Origin of the sequence: Chryseobacterium sp. MFBS3-17 (assembly GCF_020687745.1) — a bacterium.
GTDB lineage: Bacteria > Bacteroidota > Bacteroidia > Flavobacteriales > Weeksellaceae > Marnyiella.
Genome location: NZ_JAJEWK010000008.1, coordinates 191798 through 211008, shown reverse-complemented (window position 1 = coordinate 211008; position 19211 = coordinate 191798). Strand labels below are relative to the sequence as shown.

Sequence of the window (19211 nt, the reverse complement as noted above, 5' to 3'; positions counted from 1 at the left end):
AAATTAAAGACTTCTTTAATAAAAATGTAGCAGTGCTGTAAAATAGCAATCCCGCCTTTCGGCGGGATTGCTATTTTATAAATCACTACAATTTTTCTATTTTCTTTTTGAGTTCATCGGCTTTTTTAATATCCTTTTCAACGCCAATTCCGTTTCTGTAAATCTCTGCGAGTTCGGACATACAATTAATATCATTTATTGACGCTCCTTTTTCTAAATATTTTAACGCTTCATTTTTTGCTTTTTCATTTATTTTTGCAAAATCTGTAATGTCATTATATTCATTGTTATTATTTAGTGCGATTATACATTCAAAAACCTGACTATAACCATCCCCATTATTGTATTTATCTGCCATTATCAAGGCATATTTCTGTAATTCTTTGTATTTAGATTTATCTACATAATGTATAGCGAGTCTATTGAAAGAATAAATATCTCCTTTATCAATCACATTTTTTTGAAATTCTTCTATTTGATTATTCTTAATTACTGAAGCTGTATCTACAATAATTTTGGTAGTGTCTTGATTATTAGACAATGGTTCATTATTATTCATAATATTTTTACTGTTTTTACTGCAACTAATTATTACAATCAAGAAGAGCATTACAAAATTTCTATTATTCATTTTCATTACCTTTTATATATATCATAAATACTACGATTTAAGTTTTGTCCATTAACAAAGTAATTCCATCTGCCAGGATTAATTAAATTATATTGACCTGCTACTCCTCCCCAAGAAACTCCATTTCTTGTATATGCAACATAGTAATTATTCGGTGCAATAACTGAAGAAAATCTAAAAGCTTTTGATATCATACTTGCAAAACCATTACCCATTCTTCCTGTATTACAAGACATCAATTCTATTCTTATAGCGCCTCCATTTTCTCTGTAATTTCTCCAAGTTGGACTTCTTTCCATTAAAACTTCATCAAATCGTTCAGCTGTTAAAATCTTATGACCACTGGGATCTAATATTCTATCTTTATTTCCGTGAGTATAAATCCTAACTGTTCCTTCCGGAGCACCCGGATCGTTTTGTGCAACTTTATAGAGGCCACCGTCACTTTCATTAAACCAGTTTAATACATCTCCTTTATTATCATTAGTTGCTCCACCTGAACCACCATCAGCGTCAGCATAATCTGTCTGTGTCTCAATTCTACTCGCCACGTGATTCAATCCGGCAACTACGCCCCCAATCAATGCCCCTTGCCAGAAATTGCCGCCCGCAAGCACAGAACCTACTCCGCCGGTTCTACAAAACTACCAAAAAATTAAAGACTTCTTTAATAAAATTGTTGAAGTGCTGTAAATGAAAATCCTGCCGAAAGCGGGATTTATTTTTATAGATTTCTGTTTTATTATTTTGCAATAAAGCGGTCATAGTATTCTCCCGTCTTTTTGGCATCAAGCCTCCCTACTATTACTTCGTCTGAACTTTTAGAAATTTCAAATCCTGGCCTCAACTTAATATGTTGTCTCTCTCCAACAGGTAATTTCTCATCGTCTATCTTGTCTTGATTAAAGTCTGCAATTTCAATCAATAAATTTGCAAAAGATTTTAATCCTGCTGGATCACCGTGTATTAAAATTTCATCCCAATTAGAAATTTCCCCCTCAAATTCATCCTCATTATGTACTACGAAAATATCTAAATTTCCTGTAATTTTTGAACCTCCTTTTATTTTAATATTCATATTTTACTTCGTTTATAAAACTAGGGTTGCATGAAAAGACTTGCTCATTTTTATCATAACACATCAATAAAATTGTTTTTGTGATGGTTGTGGATTGTATGCATGTTTTTGACACGTCCTGAACCAGACTGACTCTTTTCTCAGATTAATAAATCAAATATAATCATAATATCTAATGTCCGGCAACCCAATTTCATCCATTCCTAAGCAGAGTTTTTGGTTATGGTAAGATGTTTCACCAAATGGTCACGCTCTTACAAAGACACGAATTTACCCCCGCTGCGCAAAGTCTCCCGACTTTGAGCCGTTCATTTCCTTATTCATCATAATTATTATATTTCCAAAATTCGTTCTTTCCCAAAACATCAATAACAGGATTTTCTGCAATTTCAATATCGACAAGTCCTTTGCCAAACGAATAATTACTTGCAGATGAATAAATGTACTGATTTGCTTTTTCCACAAGTCCTGCTCGTACAGGATTCAGATGAATATAATTGAGTTTGCTCCACATAAATTTCAAAGTGAAAATTTCTTCTGCATGATTACCATACTGCCATACCTGAAAATTTTTGTTTCTGCTGTGGCTCTCTGTTGCTTTTGCAAATCTTTCTAAAATCCATTCACGTCTGCTTTCAGGTTCTGTATGCAATTTTTTAAGTATTTGAGTAGCTGTAAATTTTTTAAAATCACGGATAAGGTCTGAAAGTTTACCATCCCTGGATTGTACAAGAAGATGAATGTGGTTACTCATAATAACATAACCAAATAGAACCATTCCTTTATTTTTAATACAAAAATTGAAGCAGTCAATGACAATATCCCGATACATTTTTCTTGAAAAAACATCAACCCAATCTACTACCGTGCAGGTAATAAAATGTGGCTTTTCCTGGTCTCTGATAACATAGCCGGATTTCATGGCTTTTATTTTTTCAAAAATAGTTGTTTTTTATTGGTGCAAAGTCAGGAGACTTTGCGCAGCGGGGTTTCAGGATTCAGGCCGGGGATTTCAGTCGGACTGTGGTTGCAGGATCCGTTTGCCGGCCGGAAACAGGCTGCAAAGATAGGGAAAAGTTAGAAAAAATGGCGGCAACTATAGCGGGTGGTTTTTACGGTCGTGCGGGTGGTCATCAGAAACGGACAATAATTACCCTGGTTGTGTTTTTATATATTCCTTGTAGCGGGTGCAAAGTCAGGAGACTTTGCGCAGCGGTTTTCTTTCCAAATTTTCTCTTTTAATTGCTCCTTTCATCAAAATATCTTGCCATATTCTACTGAAACTCACCCGTTTCCACACAATGCTCAACTTCTTTCTTTCGCTTCATGTTCTCGTGGTTTTCTTGTCCGTAATCACTGTTTAAATAGTGATATTCAGGAAAGTTTTGACGTACTTTGATTATGTTCAAAGGAAAACGACTCCACACTGTATGAAAATTTTTCAGTTCTTTGTTATACTCGTTCTTAATTGCATTTATTTTTTCGTTGGTTAATTGGAGTGAATCGCCCTTATATGTTTTTTCATTCAAGTGAAATTCGGTCTAAACTAATTTGTTGGAATCATTTTGTATTTATAACGGAATCAGATTTGTTCGCTAATATTTTTACACGATCTGAAAATTCTGATTTTAATAAGATTTGATTCCGCTCCTTTAATGTGCTTTCCAGTTTTGAATATGAGTTTTCAATTTTTGTATAGTCCCGCATGTACCCATCGTTTAACTTGATCACATACCAATAAATTCCCGCAAAAATTAACGTGACAAAAATCAAAAAAACAAAAAGACAACTTTCTAAAGTTTTCATTTAGGGATGCATTGGTCATGCCCTGAACCAGACTGACTCTTTTCTCAGATTAATAAATCAAATATAATCATAATATCTAATGCTTAGCAACCCAATTTCAATCATTCCTTAGCAGAGTTTTTGGTTATGGTAAGATGTTTCACCAAATGGTCACGCTCTTACAAAGACACGAATTTACTGTTAAGTCCGCCCCCATAGCCCCGATTGCAGCGGCATCCTTTTTTGGTGAATGAGCGGTAGCGAGTGCACCGGAAAAGATACAGCGGAAAGCGGGAAACAGCTCCCAAAAAAAATCAGTTTCAAAAACGAATTTTGAAACTGACAATATATATGGTTTTGCTTTGTGATCGCCCTTCCCGGTATTCAGATGGGAGCGCGATGACACCACATTAGTGATGACCGTGATTGCCGTGAAGGAATGGCCCCTCACCCTTCGGATTGCTGTAGATAACCTCTGCACCCTGCTCCGGAAGTGTTTTTCTTCTTACTTCTTCGGGATCAAATGGCTTTGTTTTTCCGAAATACTCTCTGAGCCCGGAGGTAAGCCACATAGGAATGACTACTCCAAAGAACATGATGATGCACCAGAACCCGATAAGGAGCATGATGACGAAAAATACGAACCAAAAGAACTGGTATCCCGGCCAGAATGAAGATAAGATTGTTAACATCGTTTTCAGATTTTAGGCAAAATTAATTTATTTTCTCTGATAATAAAAGTTTCCGCGCACATTTTTGCCCCGAAACTCGTTTTTTACGGCTGCGCACGGGCGCTGTTTCTGTTTTTAATGCGAAATGGATTCGAAGAAATCATTTCCTTTGTCATCTGTAATGATGAACGCCGGGAAATCCCTGATTTCTATTTTGCGCACTGCTTCCATGCCAAGTTCTTCAAAATCAACCACTTCTACAGACTTGATATTTTCTTTGGCCAATACCGCCGCGGGTCCGCCAATGGATCCCAGGTAGAATCCGCCATATTTGCCGCAGGCATTGGTAACATCCTTGCTGCGGTTTCCTTTGGCCAGCATAATCATGCTGCCGCCATGACTCTGGAACTCGTCCACATACACGTCCATACGTCCGGCAGTGGTAGGTCCGAAGCTTCCGGAAGCCATTCCCTCCGGAGTTTTTGCCGGTCCGGCATAATATATCGGGTGATTTTTAAAGTAATCGGGCATTGGCTGGCCGCTGTCCAGCAGTTCTTTTATTTTGGCGTGGGCAATATCTCGGGCCACAATGAGCGTACCGTTCAGTTTCAGGCGGGTTCTAATCGGATATTTGGAAAGTTCTGCCAGCACTTCGTTCATGGGACGGTTCAGGTCTATTTCTACAGCCGCTTCCAGGTGTGGTGGTGTGGCAGGCAGGAATCTTTTCGGATCCTGTTCCAGTTGCTCCAGGAAGATTCCGTCGCGGGTAATTTTTCCTTTGATATTCCGGTCTGCAGAGCAGGAAACGCCCATTCCCACAGGACAAGATGCGGCATGGCGTGGCAAGCGGATGACCCGAACATCGTGCGTCAGGTATTTCCCGCCAAACTGTGCGCCAATGGCAGACTCGCGGCAAATTTCCTGCACCCGGGCTTCCCATTCCAGATCGCGGAATGCCTGTCCGCCCATATTTCCTTCGGTGGGAAGATGGTCGTAATAGCCGGCGCTCGCCTTTTTCACCGCTGCCAGATTCGCTTCGGCAGAGGTGCCGCCAATGACCAGTGCAAGGTGGTATGGCGGGCAGGCTGCGGTTCCCAGGTCCATAATTTTTTCTTTCACGAATTCCTCCAGGGATTTGTCGTTCAGCAGGGATTTTGTTTTCTGGTAAAGGAAGGTTTTATTAGCAGAGCCACCGCCTTTGGCCAGAAACAGGAATTTATAGGCATCGCCTTCTTCGGCATAGATGTCAATCTGCGCGGGCAGGTTGGAGCCGGAGTTTTTCTCATCGAACATGGTGATGGGCACAATCTGGGAGTAGCGCAGGTTCTGCGACTGGTAGGTATTGTAAATGCCTTTGGAAATCCATTCGGCATCATTAACGCCGGTGTACACATTCTCCCCTTTTTTCCCCATGCAGATGGCAGTTCCGGTATCCTGACAGGAGGGCAAAGCGCCTTCTACCGCCACGGCGGCATTCTGCAGGAGGTTGTAGGCTACAAAACGGTCATTATCTGTAGCTTCGGGATCGTCTATAATATTTTTTAATTTTTGCAGATGCGCAGAGCGCAGCATGAAGGACACATCCCGCATGGCATGTTCGGCGAGGAGCTCCAGACCTTTTGGATCTACGGTAAGGATTTCCCTGCCGCCCATTTGTTCGGTTTTTACATATTCTGAGGTCAGTTTTTTGTATTGGGTATCGTCTTTAAGGATAGGAAAAGGCTCCTGATACTGAAATTCCATGCTGATAATGTTTTTTAAAAGCGCAAATTTACGGAATAAAAGAGAAGGGAGAAAATGAGATTTAGCAGCCGGCTATACCGAAATCCGGGCTGATTTGGCTAATACATAAGATGCTTTTTCGATTTATTCCGCCAGCCGGCCTGGCTTTCATAGGGAGCAAAGTAAATTTTGAGATCTGCCTGGCTTTCATAATCCACGAAATAGATTTTTTTCTGTGCCTGACTTTCATATTCGGTAAAAAACCACTTGCCTTCATTACCGGAGGCCTGTGAGCTGTACTTTACCCGAAATACCTTCAGATCTGCCTGGCTTTCATAATCGGTGACAAAAACCCGGACTTCTGCCTGACTGCCATAATTGACAGAGAACACTTTCTGTGAGAACATCAAAAACGGGCAAAGGAGGGTGAGGAAAAATAAACAGGTTTTCATCCGGTAAAATTTGAACCCTCAATATACAAAAAAAGAGGACCATAACCGACCCCCTGTAAAATGTAGCGCAACTTTCGTCACCATTTGTGTTTCGTGTGCAAATGTAGGACTTTGCTTTGTCAACTCTTGTCAACCAACTATGGAGCTTTAAATGAATTAACCGACACTAACTGACGGTCGCTCACATACATATCCAGAATTTCGGAAGCTTTACCCGCCACCAGGTCTCTCAGAATTTCCGGTTTGCGGACTTTGGCATTGCTGAGCCACTGGAAAATCCAGCCCACGAGTTCCCGGTTAATGCCGCACCGGAACTTCATCAGAAAATTTCCGTTGGAAAGTCTGGTAAACTGCTGACCGGGATGCCAGGAATGGTTCTTCACAAAGAAGCCCGACATTTCTGAAAATTCGATTTCAATATCATAAATATGATGATCCATATTTTCAGTCACCCCAAACCGGAGGGTCATCTCCTGTTCCAGCCTTATCCGGTACGGTTCCGGATCAAACATATTATTGGTCAGTTTGTACTTTTTAATCTGCTCCAAAGCATAAATACAGAATTTATCCAGTTCTTTCACAAATCCGCAGAGATGAACCACCCCGCGGTGATACAGCAATTGCACCGGCAAAAATTTCATAGGTGAGGTCACAGATCTGGCCAGGGACGTGTGGTCATATTTGGTCTTCAGAATCTTCATTTCCCGTTTGTTCTGAATACTCCAGATGCAGTCTTCTATAATCTTCTCATAAATTACCGGCTCATTGAGTTCATAAAAATGGCTGGACGTCACCTGCAGATCGGCCGCTGTTGCAAAATCCTCAAAACGGCTCTTGGAATGATTTTTATAGAATATTTTTTCAATTTTATCTAATGATTTCTTGCGGGACAGCACTACCGGCATGGGCATGAAATTTTTGAACATCAGATAAGAATTGATATCATAACCATCCAGCGTGGCGTGGCCGGCGGTGTATTCTATTTTCCAGGTTTTGCGGTTTTTTTCGCCTACGGAAACCACAATACTTTCACCAGGCAGCACCAGGGAACTTTCCAACTCGTTCAGATCACGGTAAAAGGTACGTTCTGAAATGCGGATATTATTTTTGGAAGCCCAGTCTTTGATGGTTTCTATGGTCACAGGTCCCCGCTTCAGCCGGGCGTAAATTTTAAGCAATCTCTCGGATTTCTCGGACATGGTTCAGTTTTCTCCAAAATTAGTTAAAAAAACGGCCGGAACAGGACTTTTATACAATAATTCACCAACGCGGGAGAATATTTTTCATTATAATACAGATTATCCTTCACCGCAATAGAGATTTTCGTTCGGCAGAGCTGATTTTTTAGTCGTAACTTTAAACTTTCAAAAATCAAATTACAATGAATTACAGAACAGAATATGACACCATGGGAGCCGTGCAGGTTCCTGCTGAAAAGTACTGGGGTCCGCAGACAGAACGCTCCCGGAATAATTTCAAAATAGGACCGGAAGCCTCCATGCCTGCAGAAATTATTGAGGCTTTTGCCATCCTGAAAAAAGCCGCCGCCTGGACCAACGCAGACGCCGGAATTCTCTCACCTCAGAAACGGGATCTCATTTCCCGGGTATGCGATGAAATTCTGGAAGGAAAACTGCAGGGCGAATTTCCTCTGGTCATCTGGCAAACCGGCTCCGGAACGCAATCCAATATGAACGTAAACGAGGTGATCTCTAACCGTGCTCATGTGCTGAGCGGTGGTACACTGGGAGAAAAATCAGACATCCATCCCAATGATGATGTGAATAAATCTCAAAGTTCCAACGACACCTATCCCACCGCCATGCATATTGCCGCCTACAAAAAAGTGGTGGAACATACGCTGCCGGCGGTAGAACAACTGCGGAATACCCTGCATGAAAAATCCGAAAAATTTAAAAATATTGTTAAAATCGGCCGTACACACCTTATGGATGCCACACCGCTGACCCTGGGTCAGGAGTTTTCCGGTTATGTGGCCCAGCTGGATTACGCCATGAAGGCCATCAGCAATACTCTGGATCACCTGCAGGAACTGGCGCTGGGCGGCACCGCAGTTGGCACCGGACTCAATACACCGGATGGTTACGCCGAAAAAGTAGCAGACTATATCTCCCAATTTACCGGTCTGCCCTTCACCACCGCACCCAACAAATTTGAGGCACTGGCTGCTCACGATGCCATCGTGGAAACTCACGGAGCGCTGAAACAACTGGCCGTGGCCCTGTACAAAATTGCACAGGACATCCGGCTGCTGGCTTCCGGACCCCGCAGCGGAATCGGGGAAATATTTATTCCGGAAAACGAGCCGGGTTCCTCCATCATGCCCGGAAAAGTAAATCCCACTCAGAATGAAGCGATGACTATGGTCTGCGCTCAGGTATTGGGAAATGACACTGCGATTTCATTTTCGGGAACTCAGGGAAACTACGAACTGAATGTCTTCAAACCGGTCATGGCATCTAACTTTCTGCAATCTGCTCAACTTTTGGGAGATGCCTGTATTTCGTTTAATGACCATTGTGCAACGGGCATTGAAGCCAATGAGCCACGCATTAAAGAGCTGGTAGATAAGTCCCTGATGCTGGTGACTGCACTGAATACCCACATCGGCTATGAAAATGCAGCCATGATTGCCAAAACCGCTCATAAAAACGGCACCACGCTGAAAGAGGAAGCCGTCAATCTGGGTCTGCTTACGGCGCAACAGTTTGACGAATGGGTAAAACCTGAAAAAATGGTATAAGGATAAGGGCGTCTGAGAAAGGCGCCTTTTTTATTGTTCTGCTGCCAGCGATTCAAAATAGGAAATCAGCAATTCTCTTTCCCCGGGAGTCAGGCTGGCCTCCGGATGAAAATTGATGTATGCAGGCATGGGCATGGTATGGTCTTTCAGCGTTTGGGCGGACTTTTTCAGCATATTCATTTTCAATTCATCATTATAAGAAGCCCATACCGAAAAGTTGGCGTATCTGCGGCCTTTATTTACATGGTGTTTCACCGACCAGGAAAACGGTGCCACCCGTGCATAATCCGGATATACCGTTTCATTGCTGTGGCAATCATAACACGCATTTTTCAGCAGAGCGGTAACCTGCGGCGGGGTCTGCATCACCTGTATGAAATCTTCTGCTGCCTGCACCGGTTCATTGGTTCGGTTTACCGGGATGAACTGAATCAGGACGAGCACAATGACGACTGCAAGGACTGTTCTGGAAAACTTTATCATGGTCTGACCTGTAGTGTTCTGGATGAGCCTTGTACTGCACCACCCCTGTTCTGCTGAAGCGGATTATTTTGTTGCTGATTGCGCTGCGGACTGGTTTGCGGGGATTGTGGCGCAGAAGTTTCCGGCTTCAGCAAATCCAACTTGCGGGGATCCTGAAAATCCCAGTCTTCTACCAGCTCCCACAGCGGTCTTATGGTCACTTTTTTAAAGAACACGAAAGCATCTTCTGCAAAAGTTTCCTGCTGCAGACTCGCCACATCCCAATGCCGGTTTCCGTTCGGATCTGCCAGTAACCGCACAAAATACTCGCCCGGTTTCATCACCGGAAATTTCAGTTCGGACTCATCTGTGTATCTCTGATACATGATATTTTCTGAAGCATCCAGCAACTGCAGCCAGAATTTACCCGGCGGCTGATTTTTAAGACGAACGGTAAAACTGCCATAGTTCTGAATTTGGTCTGCCTCAAAATCGAAACGATACGGATTTGCCGTACTTTCATAAAAAGAGGAAACTGTTTTACTGGGTATAGTGAGCTGGTAGGATTTTCCTTCCTCAAATTCACCTTTTACAAAGATTTTATAGGGATTTGTTTCAGAAATTCTGGCAGAAAGTGGTATGGCTGTGGTACTGTCTATGGTAAGCGTCCATTTTTCCGGCTGTATACGGTCTATCATAAAATTGCTCACAATTTCCAATTCCGTTTTTGGTGGCAGCAAATTACCTTTCTGGTTGGCCAGGGTCATCTCCATATCCTTATTCCTTTTATAGAATACCGAAACCGTATCCTGCTTCTGGCCTGTATCGTAACTGAATTTTAAATTTTCTGTAGATTCGGTGCCAATGTTCTGGCTCACGGCATCAAACCAGATGTGCACACTGTCCGATTTTTGGCGGTGGGTGACTTTATAGTTTTTAAGCTTTTCTGAGACCGCTGAAACCTCAACCTGATCCGGGTTTCCTTCAAAAAGCATCAGAACTCCGCCCGGATTTTCTTTCATTTCCGTGTACCGCAATGCTTTCTGACTGGGATACAGCTGCAGCGGAATTCCCGAGACGGACTGTTCCACTACTACCGAATCTTTTCTGAAAGCAATTTTTTCTTTACCGGGGTCAAAGACTGAATTTCCGTTTTCATCCTCAAACGCCACAATCTTATAGGTTCCCGGCGAAAGATAGTTCAGTTCATAGTAGCCATCATCATCTACCCGGGTAATGTAATAGGGTTTCTGGCGGTAATCCATGGAATCTTTGTACTGATATAAGCCGACCACTTTATTGATTTTGGCTCCGGATGCCCGGATTTGTGCGCCCTCGGTTACTTCGCCGCTGATGTAGTAATCATCAATTTTCTCTCCGGTAGAGAAGGCAAAGTTATAATATGGCAGCACATTTCCTTCGTTATTATCCTGTATGGAGCTCCCGAAATTAAAACTATATGTGGTGTTGGCCTGCAACGTATCTTCCCACTGAATCAGAATATGCCGGGTTGCAAGGTTGGAAGGCATAATTCTGGTAATTTTGCGGATGGGCGGCGAGATAATGAGATTCTTGTTGATCTCTTTCAGCGTAATATACTCATCAAAATCAATTCTAAGCTCTTTCAGATCTCTGGGTACCAGAACGCGTGGCGTATCTATGCTTGTTCCCAGCACACGCGGTGCCAGGCTGTCCCGTTCGCCACCAATGGGTGAACCCACCCGTGCGCAGGACCATAAAACAGCAGCCAAAACTGACAACAGAAACAGTTTTTTCATGAGTAGAATTTGTGCAAATTTAAAATTTATTCTGCACTTACCGCTGCAGAATCAGATTTACTGTTCGCCGAATCTAAGGCCGGAAAATCCAGGGTTTTTCTTAAACGCTCAATTTCCACCGGATATTGCCCGAAAAGGCTTGCCAGTGCCAACGCGGTATAGGGCAATCTGGAAAATTTATTACCGATGGATACAATGGTCACATTGGATCCCAGCAAGTGAGCAAATACCGAATTGGTACCATGCCACCACCCGGTATGGTAGGTGAGTTTAGAGTCATCATAGACCTTCATTCTGAAACCGATGCCATAATTATTGATTCCCGGTTTTTCATTGCTGTACGGCTGGAAAATCATTTGTTTGAGATCTGCTCTCAGAAAATCCGGAGCATACATGGCCTTGGAGAAATTGAATAAATCACGGGGCGTGGTGTACACATTTTTATCACCATAAATCAAATCCAGACGGTCATAGGGATGCACTTTGGGACCGCGGTTATAAAAAGATTTTGCTGCAGTAAGGGTATCTTTCTCCTGAAACACAAAACTGTTTTTCATTTTCAGGGGCTTAAAAACCATCTGCTCCATCGCATCCGGAAAATACGTACCGGTCACTTTCTCTATCAGCAACGCCAGCACCGCATAATTGGAATTGCAGTACATAAAACCGGTATCGGGCGCACGGGCGGCTTCCGGTTTGTACTTCAGCATCATATTCATAATGTCCTGGTTGGTCAGGAATTTCTTGGAAAGTTCTGCCGGAGCAGGGTCTATTTTTTCTATGAAATATTCATATTTGGGCAGACCACTGCGCTGGGTGAGCAGTGACATCACTGTAACGCCCGGATAGGGAAATCCCGGGAAATACTTTGAAACCTCATCTTCCAGAGCCAGTTTACCGGCTTCCACCAGTTTCAGGACCGCCATTGCCGTAATGGATTTGCTAATGGACGCCACATGAAGCGGCGTGGTTTGGGTGATGGGAGACTGCTGGTGATCCTGGGCAAAGCCGCGGTAGCCTTCATAGAGAATATCATCGCCTTTGGCAATTAAAAATCCGCCCCATACATCTCCCCCTTCCCACACAGAGGAATAGTACTGCTCAATCACTGCATGCACAGAATCTTTGCTGGCCAACCGGCTGTCTTTTTTATGAAAAACATCATCCAGATTTACATTGCCAAAATTAGGCAGCAAGGTTTCGGGTTCTTCAGGGCTTGTGCCCACCTCCTTTTTACATGAAAACAAAAGAAACAAACAGAGAACACTTAACCATAGACAATTCTTCATAACTCATTTTTGAAACAGCATGCAATTTAGCAAAATCACTATGACAAACCGGGTGATTGCCGGAACATTAAGATTATTTTAACAGAAGCGGTGACCAAAATCATATACTGCGCTTGCCCTTATTTCTGTATCTTTGAGAACTTACTACATTTATATTCAATTGTATCAATGACACATAACTTTCACATCCCCGTAATGGGACTGGCTTTTACTATAGACAGTCCGGCGCGGGTAGCACAATACGGAATAGATTCCGTAATCTCCATCATGGATGATGATCTTATTGAAAAAATGACGGCGCTGTATGCCCGAAATTTCAAACAACCTTACGAGGAAATCACCAAAAAAGCTGAAGATTTCCGGGCCAAAAGAATCACCAACTACCTGAATCTGCTGGATAAGGTTGTTACTGAAAAGTTCAACAGCTTTAAACAGGAAATCACCACAAACAAACTGAAATTCGAAGATTTTCTGAGCACACTTCCTTCCAATTCTGAACTGAAAGAGAAACTGGAAAACGTGATCACCACTCAGAAAAACAATATTCAGGAGGTGAAAAAACTGCTGGATCAGTATTTTCATCCGGGCAGCATAGACGTGAACATCATGACCAAGGTGGATAAAGACAACTTTGAAAAAGGGGAGCAATTGCCGGTGATGTATAATGACGCCCATGCGGCTTTGCGCGGATTTGCCCTCAGCACGGTGCAATCCGCTGTGGTATTCTCTGCCGGAATGAACCCAAGGCTGTACAGCTACCTGGAGACTTTTGATAATTTCTATCCTGATGCAGAAGGTCGTTTTCAGAAAAAAATCATTCTGAAAGTCAGCGATTTCCGCTCTGCCATGATTCAGGGAAATTTTCTTGCTAAAAAAGGACTCTGGGTTTCAGAATACCGCATAGAATCCGGACTGAACTGCGGCGGACATGCATTTGCCACCGAAGGATTGCTGATGGGACCCATTGTAGAAGAATTCAGAAATCAGAAAAATGAACTGGAACAGTCTGCATTTTCACTTTTCACCAAAGCGCTGGACGCGAAAGACAAAACCATTCCCGCCACAGCACCGGAAATTAAAATCACCGTGCAGGGAGGCGTCGGTACGGCAGAAGAGCATCAGTTTCTGCTGAGTCACTATCAGGTAGATTCTGTAGGCTGGGGTTCTCCGTTTCTGCTGGTACCTGAAGCCACTTCTGTGGACCAGCAAACCCGCAGTCTGCTTGCCCGTGCCGGCGAAGAAGATTTATATTTAAGCAATATCTCTCCGCTGGGTGTCCCTTTCAACACCGTGAAAGGTACCACCAATGAATTTCATAAAAACAACAGAATCGCAGCCGGTAAGGCCGGAAGTTCCTGCCCGAAGAAATACCTGGCTCTGAGCAAAGACCATGACCCGGAAGGGATCTGTACGGCTTCCAAGAAATACCAGGATCTGAAAATCCAGGAACTGAAGGCAAAAACAGATCTTACTCCTGAGGAATACAGCCGCGGGCATGCGGAAATCACTGAAAAAGCCTGTTTATGCGTGGGTCTGGCCAATGCTTCCCACCTGGAAATGGGCATTCCGGTAAAAGGTCAGCAGCAGGGTGTTGTGGTTTGTCCGGGACCAAATATGGCTTATTTTTCAAATGAAGTGTCGCTGAAAGATATGATGAAACACATCTATGGCGAAAAACCCGTGGAAAATCACAGCAACCGGCCGCATATGTTCATCAAAGAACTGTATTTGTACATAGATCACCTGCAGCAGCAAATTCAGAGCAGCCTGCAATTGACCCCGCAGAAAATTAAAAAGCTGGAAGCTTTTAAAAATAATCTTCTGGATGGCATCAGTTATTACAGAGAATTGTTTTCCGTAACTACATTCTTCCGCAATGAAAACGGAAAAATACAAAGCGAACTGAATGTCTGCGAGGCTCAGGTGAAAAATATGAAAGTAACGCCGGAACTGGTTTAAGCTTTAATATTATAGCGTTTCAAAATCTTGTCTGCAATAAAGCAGGCAAGTTTTTTTTTGCTTTGATGGGTCCACCCGGCAATATGTGGCGTAACCAGCACGTTCTCAGACTGCAGCAGGAAGCGAAGGTCATCGTTATCACCCTCCAGATGCTCGAAAGAAGATTTCTCAAACTCCAGTACATCCAGCGCAGCTCCTTTTACCTTACCGGATTTCAGCGCCTCAACTAAATCTTTAGTTTTTACGTTTTTCCCCCTGGCGGTATTGATCAGATAGAAATCTTTTTTCATCTCCGAGATGAACGCGGCATCGACCAGATGATGCGTTTCCGGCGTGATGGGCAGATGCAGGCTGATGACATCTGCTTCGCTTTTCAAGTGATCCAAAGAGACCTGAGTGGCATACTGATCTGACAGACCGGGCAGGATGTCGTGAAAAATCACCGTACACCCGAATCCGGAAAGTCTTCTGGCCACCGCTTTTCCCATATTTCCGTAACCGATAATGCCAAAGGTTTTTCCCATCAGTTCATCACCCCGGTTTTCCTCACGTTTCCAGATGCCGTTTTTCACTTCTACGGAAGCAATAAACAGACGATGCATCAGAATCATGAGCATTCCCACTACATGTTCGGCCACAGAATCGCGGTTGCCTTCTGGCGAACTGATCAGATGAATACCCAGTTTTTCGGCCACGGCACAGTTTATATTTTCCATACCGGCTCCTACCCGGGCTATAAATTTTAGATGAGAGGACCGCAATAGGAAATTTTCATCCAGCGGAATTCTGCTGCGGATGATGATGCCTTCGTACAGATGAATTTTCTCCAGAATTTCTTCATAAGCAGATTCGTGATCTTCGTGTACCTCAAAGCAGTTTGCAGTGAGCCGTTCTGCAATCAGCGGGTCATTCTTGTCAAGTTGAAGGATTTTCATTTTTAAAACAGGTCTTACCCGGTTCAGGAGGGTTTCAGGAACCGAATAATTTCTTTAATTCCACCGAATCAGCAGGTTTCATTCTCCCGGAGAGAATCAGTGAGAGTTCTTTTCTGCGCAGAGCTGCATCAAAACGTTGTTGTTCCTCTTCCGTTTCCGGCTCCATCTGTGGAATCGGAATCGGCCGGTTAAATTCATCTACTGCCACAAAAGTATAGATGCCCTCATTGGTGTGGATTTTTTTCTGGTTAATGGGATCATCCAGCCATACATCCACATAAATCTCCATGGATGTGGAAAATGCACGGGATACTTTGGACTCCAGTACCACAATCCCGCCTTCCGGAATCGGATGATTAAAGGAAACATGATTTACAGAAGCGGTGACCACACGTCTTTCGCAATGCCGGGCTGCCGAGATGGAGGCACAGCGGTCCATTTTGGACAGCAGTTCGCCGCCGAAGAGATTTCTGAGCGAATTGGTCTCATTCGGAAGTACAATATTGGTCATCACGGTAAGCGAATCAATTGCTTTTTTGATTTTTGCCATGTAAAATTTACTTATTTATTATTACTGCCCACTGCTGTTTCTGTAGCCGTAGCGGCAGAATCCGGCACGATATGTTCCAGCGAGTCTTTCACGTTCATATGGGTAGAGTCTGCGGTGACGGGTGGTGTTGTTTTTTCGCCCGATGAGATTTTAAGATCTGCCAGATCAAATGATTTTTTACCAAACACTTTCTCCGGCTGGGTGATTCCGAAATAAGCCAGTGCCACTGCCGGGATTCCCAGCACCAGTGTCCAGATCAGTACTTTTCCTATACGGAAAGATCCTCGGGATTCGGCGTTCCTGCCTTTCTTTTTCTTCAGATCGGTCAGGTTAATCTCCTCTAGGCCATAGAAATCTGACATTTCATGCTGAATTCTGCTTCCCTCAAACTGCACCTCATCCAGAGAAAATTTGAATGCTCCCAGCTCCTCTACCTCAAAATTTTCGGCTTCGTTCAGTTTATTTTTCCAGTAGGTAACCTGTACTTTTATCTCATCTGCAGCTTCCTGCAGGCTGCTGTTGCGGGCATGCGCCACGTATTTTTCAAAATCGTCACCTTCGGCATGATAATCCGGAGACCAGGTAATTTTCTTGGCCGGCGGCAGCAAAATTTTATTCCCGCTGCTGAGTACAGCAGCAGCATTTTCAAGGTAAAAATCACCAAAGCCCGTAATCCGGACCCGGCCATTTTCCGTGAGATACGCAAGAATGAGAGCAGAGATTTTCATTTACCGGCAAATTTAACGTTTTTTTGCCGAAGTATAAATTCCGGCCATAAAAAAGGCCGTCTGATGACGACCTTAAAAATATGAATATGAAAGGGATAAATAAAATGAAATCCCGTAGTCCGTCTGTCCGTTTTCTTATGGTTTGATCCAAAAAGACACCCCGAACATAAAATTAGTTCCGGCCTGGGAAAAATAGTACGGATCCCCATCATACACATATCCGTTGTTGATGTACTTTTGGTTAAAAATATTATTGACCAGCAGCGTAAAATCGACATTGGTTTTGCGCAGACTAAGCGTGTATTTTGCATTGAAATCGGTGAGAAAATATTCCTTGGTTTTCAGATTTTCATCATGGGTATTGTCCAGATACTGACTTCCGACATATTGATTCTGAAGATGCACACTGAAGTTCTTCAGCGGTTGGTAACTGATCAGCACATTGGCAATCATTTCCGGAGAAAAAGAAATCGGGGTATTGCCCAGATCTACAATTCCTTCTGACGTTTCGTTTCTGAAGCCGATGTTTTCATTTTTGCTTAATGAAAAATTTCCGCCCACATTCCATTGTTCCGATAGCTTAGCAAGCGCAGCCAGTTCTATCCCCAGCCGGTAACTTTTGCCAGAATTCACGCGGATAAATTCACCAATATTATTGATTTGCCCGTTCAGCACCAGCTGATTCACATAATTCATATAATAGGCATTGGCCGTGAACGCTACCTTACCGATGTTTTTTTCTATTCCCGCTTCAAAGTCATGTAATTTTTCTGCCTGAGTTTCCGGATTGGCAAACAAGTCATCCCGGTTGGGCTCGCGGTGTGCATGGGCATAGGAAAGGTAGAGTTTCCCGGCAGGAATCCGGTAATTGACACCCGCTTTTGGATTAAAGAATAACCAGTTTTTGTTCAGATTCACCCCTTCATCGTCACCCTGCTGTACAATACGGGCATCATAGACAATATTCCGCAGTTGCAAATCCCCGAAAAATTCGAAAGAACCCAGGCGGTACATGGCTTTGGCAAAGCCCGAAAATTCATCTTTCACAGATTTGTTCCGGTAATATTCATGTTCATTAATCTGCGGCAGGTACACGCCCGTCACATTACCGAAATGCCAGCCCACATACTGGTTGCCCACCACTCCGATATTCAGGTCCAGACGGTCAAACTTTCCGTACAGGGTAGAAACTGCACCGTAGAAATCATTGTCCAGCCACTTTTTTCTGATAAAATCCGAGTAGGCACTGCCATTTGCATCGGGAAGGTTGTAACGGGCAAACGGATCGCCTTGTTTATAATTTTCATAATACCCTTTCCCTTTGGTATAATGCAGCGTTGTTTCCAGATTCCAGTGATTGCCGAGCCGCTGTTCCCACAGGAGCTGGTAGTGATTCTGGCGGTAATTATCGGTTTCATTATCATAATAGCCAATGATATTTTCCCATTGATCATCATAGATTGCTCCGGAATAGTTGAATCGGGGATTTGTTTCCCAGGTTTCGCGGTCAATTCCGTTCCACGCCTGATAGGTTTTTTCTTTTCCGCCGAATGCCAGCAGACGGAGTTTGGTAGAATCATCCCGGAACATGGCGGTAAAATTGTAGGAATCCAGGTCAGAAAACGCACGGTCTATATAGCCGTCTGAGTGAATTTTGGTATAGCGGCCCATGAGACTCAGCCGGTCATTCCAGAATGTGCCACTGCCTATTTCTGCTGAATATTTATAGGTGTTGAACGAGCCGTAGCTGTTATCTGACTTCAGGTAAAATTCATCGGCCGGGTCTTTGGAAATGACATTAACACTGGCACCGAATGCAGAAACGCCGTTGGTAGAGGTCCCTACTCCGCGCTGAATCACAATCTGCGAAGCAGAACTGGTGAGATCCGGTACATTCACGAAAAAAGTGCCCTGGCTTTCGGAATCGTTGTACGGAATACCATTCATCATGACATTAATGCCATTTCCCGCCACACCCCGGATTCTGAATCCGGTGTAGCCTATGCCGTTTCCAGCATCCGACGTGGCAATTACAGCGGTCTGATTCTTCAACAATACCGGCAAATCCTGACCGAGGTTCTTGCGGCTCAGGTCTTTTTCCACGTTAATGATTTCCTTGGAAAACGGCAAAGCCTTTGTAAAATTCACACTTTCAATTTCGTGTGTCCTGATGGTGTCCTGCGTCAGATTCTGCGCAAAAAAGAACGGACCTGCAGCAAGTCCAAAAACAAAAAATCCTTTCATTCTTTTAAATTTTTTAAAATTAATTGAATAAAAGGGGAACAAATAAATTATACAGTTTCCGGCTTTCTGCATCATGGCAGAAGAGTCAGATTTTCCCTAAACAGCATTACCTGTTCCAGGTTCATTGGGTATAATCTCAGCTTGTGACAGCACCCCTTTAATT

Annotated in this window: 17 protein-coding genes; 2 read left to right on the top strand and 15 right to left on the bottom strand. The window is 43.4% G+C overall.

The window, feature by feature from the left end:
- Positions 1-85 precede the first annotated feature (85 nt).
- The 8 genes from LKO26_RS06465 to LKO26_RS06430 all read right to left on the bottom strand — a co-directional run bounded on the left by LKO26_RS06465 (position 86) and on the right by LKO26_RS06430 (position 7538).
- Positions 86-631 carry a hypothetical protein gene (locus LKO26_RS06465; RefSeq protein ID WP_227587033.1) on the bottom strand — a complete coding sequence of 182 codons (546 nt, stop codon included), beginning with the start codon at positions 629-631 and terminating at the stop codon, positions 86-88.
- Between the two features lie 5 nt (positions 632-636).
- On the bottom strand, positions 637-1182 hold the full coding sequence (locus LKO26_RS06460) for a hypothetical protein (RefSeq protein WP_227587032.1): 546 nt from the start codon (positions 1180-1182) through the stop codon (positions 637-639).
- 191 nt (positions 1183-1373) lie between these two features.
- Complete coding sequence (locus LKO26_RS06455; RefSeq protein ID WP_227587031.1) at positions 1374-1709, bottom strand: hypothetical protein; 336 nt, start codon at positions 1707-1709, stop codon at positions 1374-1376.
- A gap of 316 nt (positions 1710-2025) precedes the next feature.
- Complete coding sequence (locus LKO26_RS06450; RefSeq protein ID WP_227587030.1) at positions 2026-2631, bottom strand: REP-associated tyrosine transposase; 606 nt, start codon at positions 2629-2631, stop codon at positions 2026-2028.
- A 1273-nt stretch (positions 2632-3904) separates the two neighbouring features.
- Positions 3905-4186, bottom strand: coding sequence for a hypothetical protein (locus tag LKO26_RS06445; protein ID WP_227587029.1), 282 nt, complete (start codon positions 4184-4186; stop codon positions 3905-3907).
- Positions 4187-4300: 114 nt separating this feature from the next.
- Positions 4301-5908, bottom strand: coding sequence for a fumarate hydratase (locus LKO26_RS06440; RefSeq protein WP_262907423.1), 1608 nt, complete (start codon positions 5906-5908; stop codon positions 4301-4303).
- A gap of 98 nt (positions 5909-6006) precedes the next feature.
- Positions 6007-6339, bottom strand: a complete 333-nt coding sequence (locus LKO26_RS06435; protein WP_227587028.1) for a DUF6150 family protein — start codon at positions 6337-6339, stop codon at positions 6007-6009.
- Between the two features lie 137 nt (positions 6340-6476).
- Positions 6477-7538, bottom strand: coding sequence for a helix-turn-helix transcriptional regulator (locus LKO26_RS06430; protein WP_227587027.1), 1062 nt, complete (start codon positions 7536-7538; stop codon positions 6477-6479).
- 182 nt (positions 7539-7720) lie between these two features.
- On the opposite strand from LKO26_RS06430, the gene fumC reads away from it, so the two are divergent.
- On the top strand, positions 7721-9103 hold the full coding sequence (gene fumC / locus LKO26_RS06425; protein ID WP_227587026.1) for a class II fumarate hydratase: 1383 nt from the start codon (positions 7721-7723) through the stop codon (positions 9101-9103).
- Positions 9104-9133: 30 nt separating this feature from the next.
- Here fumC and LKO26_RS06420 read toward each other — a convergent pair whose 3' ends face one another.
- Genes LKO26_RS06420 through LKO26_RS06410 form a run of 3 tightly spaced genes read right to left on the bottom strand, consistent with a single transcriptional unit; the run spans position 9134 to position 12632 of the window.
- On the bottom strand, positions 9134-9586 hold the full coding sequence (locus LKO26_RS06420; protein WP_227587025.1) for a heme-binding domain-containing protein: 453 nt from the start codon (positions 9584-9586) through the stop codon (positions 9134-9136).
- Positions 9583-11343, bottom strand: a complete 1761-nt coding sequence (locus LKO26_RS06415; RefSeq protein ID WP_227587024.1) for an Ig-like domain-containing protein — start codon at positions 11341-11343, stop codon at positions 9583-9585. The genes LKO26_RS06420 and LKO26_RS06415 overlap by 4 nt, the downstream gene beginning before the upstream one ends.
- A gap of 26 nt (positions 11344-11369) precedes the next feature.
- Positions 11370-12632, bottom strand: coding sequence for a serine hydrolase domain-containing protein (locus LKO26_RS06410; protein WP_227587023.1), 1263 nt, complete (start codon positions 12630-12632; stop codon positions 11370-11372).
- Positions 12633-12800: 168 nt separating this feature from the next.
- Here LKO26_RS06410 and LKO26_RS06405 point away from each other — a divergent pair, with 168 nt between their 5' ends.
- A complete protein-coding gene (locus LKO26_RS06405) occupies positions 12801-14591 on the top strand; it encodes a hypothetical protein (protein WP_227587022.1) in 1791 nt (596 codons plus the stop codon).
- On the opposite strand, the gene LKO26_RS06400 is transcribed toward LKO26_RS06405, so the two are convergent.
- The 4 genes from LKO26_RS06400 to LKO26_RS06385 all read right to left on the bottom strand — a co-directional run bounded on the left by LKO26_RS06400 (position 14588) and on the right by LKO26_RS06385 (position 19048).
- Positions 14588-15526 carry an NAD(P)-dependent oxidoreductase gene (locus tag LKO26_RS06400; RefSeq protein ID WP_227587021.1) on the bottom strand — a complete coding sequence of 313 codons (939 nt, stop codon included), beginning with the start codon at positions 15524-15526 and terminating at the stop codon, positions 14588-14590. The genes LKO26_RS06405 and LKO26_RS06400 overlap by 4 nt on opposite strands.
- 34 nt (positions 15527-15560) lie before the next feature.
- The gene (locus LKO26_RS06395) at positions 15561-16076 is read right to left on the bottom strand and encodes an acyl-CoA thioesterase (RefSeq protein WP_227587020.1); all 516 of its coding nucleotides are present in this window, start codon (positions 16074-16076) and stop codon (positions 15561-15563) included.
- 11 nt (positions 16077-16087) lie between these two features.
- On the bottom strand, positions 16088-16804 hold the full coding sequence (locus LKO26_RS06390) for a hypothetical protein (RefSeq protein ID WP_227587019.1): 717 nt from the start codon (positions 16802-16804) through the stop codon (positions 16088-16090).
- A 135-nt stretch (positions 16805-16939) separates the two neighbouring features.
- Positions 16940-19048 (bottom strand): TonB-dependent receptor, encoded by a 2109-nt coding sequence (locus tag LKO26_RS06385; RefSeq protein ID WP_227587018.1) that lies wholly within the window; start codon positions 19046-19048, stop codon positions 16940-16942.
- Positions 19049-19211 lie beyond the last annotated feature (163 nt).

Bases quoted from the DNA above. Each gene is read 5' to 3' on its own strand.
- LKO26_RS06390 (WP_227587019.1), bottom strand. From the start codon at position 16,804: ATGAAAATCTCTGCTCTCATTCTTGCGTATCTCACGGAAAATGGCCGG.
- LKO26_RS06405 (WP_227587022.1), top strand. From the start codon at position 12,801: ATGACACATAACTTTCACATCCCCGTAATGGGACTGGCTTTTACTATA.
- LKO26_RS06435 (WP_227587028.1), bottom strand. From the start codon at position 6,339: ATGAAAACCTGTTTATTTTTCCTCACCCTCCTTTGCCCGTTTTTGATG.
- LKO26_RS06385 (WP_227587018.1), bottom strand. From the start codon at position 19,048: ATGAAAGGATTTTTTGTTTTTGGACTTGCTGCAGGTCCGTTCTTTTTT.
- LKO26_RS06410 (WP_227587023.1), bottom strand. From the start codon at position 12,632: ATGAAGAATTGTCTATGGTTAAGTGTTCTCTGTTTGTTTCTTTTGTTT.
- LKO26_RS06440 (WP_262907423.1), bottom strand. From the start codon at position 5,908: ATGGAATTTCAGTATCAGGAGCCTTTTCCTATCCTTAAAGACGATACC.
- LKO26_RS06400 (WP_227587021.1), bottom strand. From the start codon at position 15,526: ATGAAAATCCTTCAACTTGACAAGAATGACCCGCTGATTGCAGAACGG.
- LKO26_RS06465 (WP_227587033.1), bottom strand. From the start codon at position 631: ATGAATAATAGAAATTTTGTAATGCTCTTCTTGATTGTAATAATTAGT.
- fumC (WP_227587026.1), top strand. From the start codon at position 7,721: ATGAATTACAGAACAGAATATGACACCATGGGAGCCGTGCAGGTTCCT.
- LKO26_RS06430 (WP_227587027.1), bottom strand. From the start codon at position 7,538: ATGTCCGAGAAATCCGAGAGATTGCTTAAAATTTACGCCCGGCTGAAG.
- LKO26_RS06450 (WP_227587030.1), bottom strand. From the start codon at position 2,631: ATGAAATCCGGCTATGTTATCAGAGACCAGGAAAAGCCACATTTTATT.
- LKO26_RS06455 (WP_227587031.1), bottom strand. From the start codon at position 1,709: ATGAATATTAAAATAAAAGGAGGTTCAAAAATTACAGGAAATTTAGAT.
- LKO26_RS06420 (WP_227587025.1), bottom strand. From the start codon at position 9,586: ATGATAAAGTTTTCCAGAACAGTCCTTGCAGTCGTCATTGTGCTCGTC.
- LKO26_RS06395 (WP_227587020.1), bottom strand. From the start codon at position 16,076: ATGGCAAAAATCAAAAAAGCAATTGATTCGCTTACCGTGATGACCAAT.
- LKO26_RS06445 (WP_227587029.1), bottom strand. From the start codon at position 4,186: ATGTTAACAATCTTATCTTCATTCTGGCCGGGATACCAGTTCTTTTGG.
- LKO26_RS06415 (WP_227587024.1), bottom strand. From the start codon at position 11,343: ATGAAAAAACTGTTTCTGTTGTCAGTTTTGGCTGCTGTTTTATGGTCC.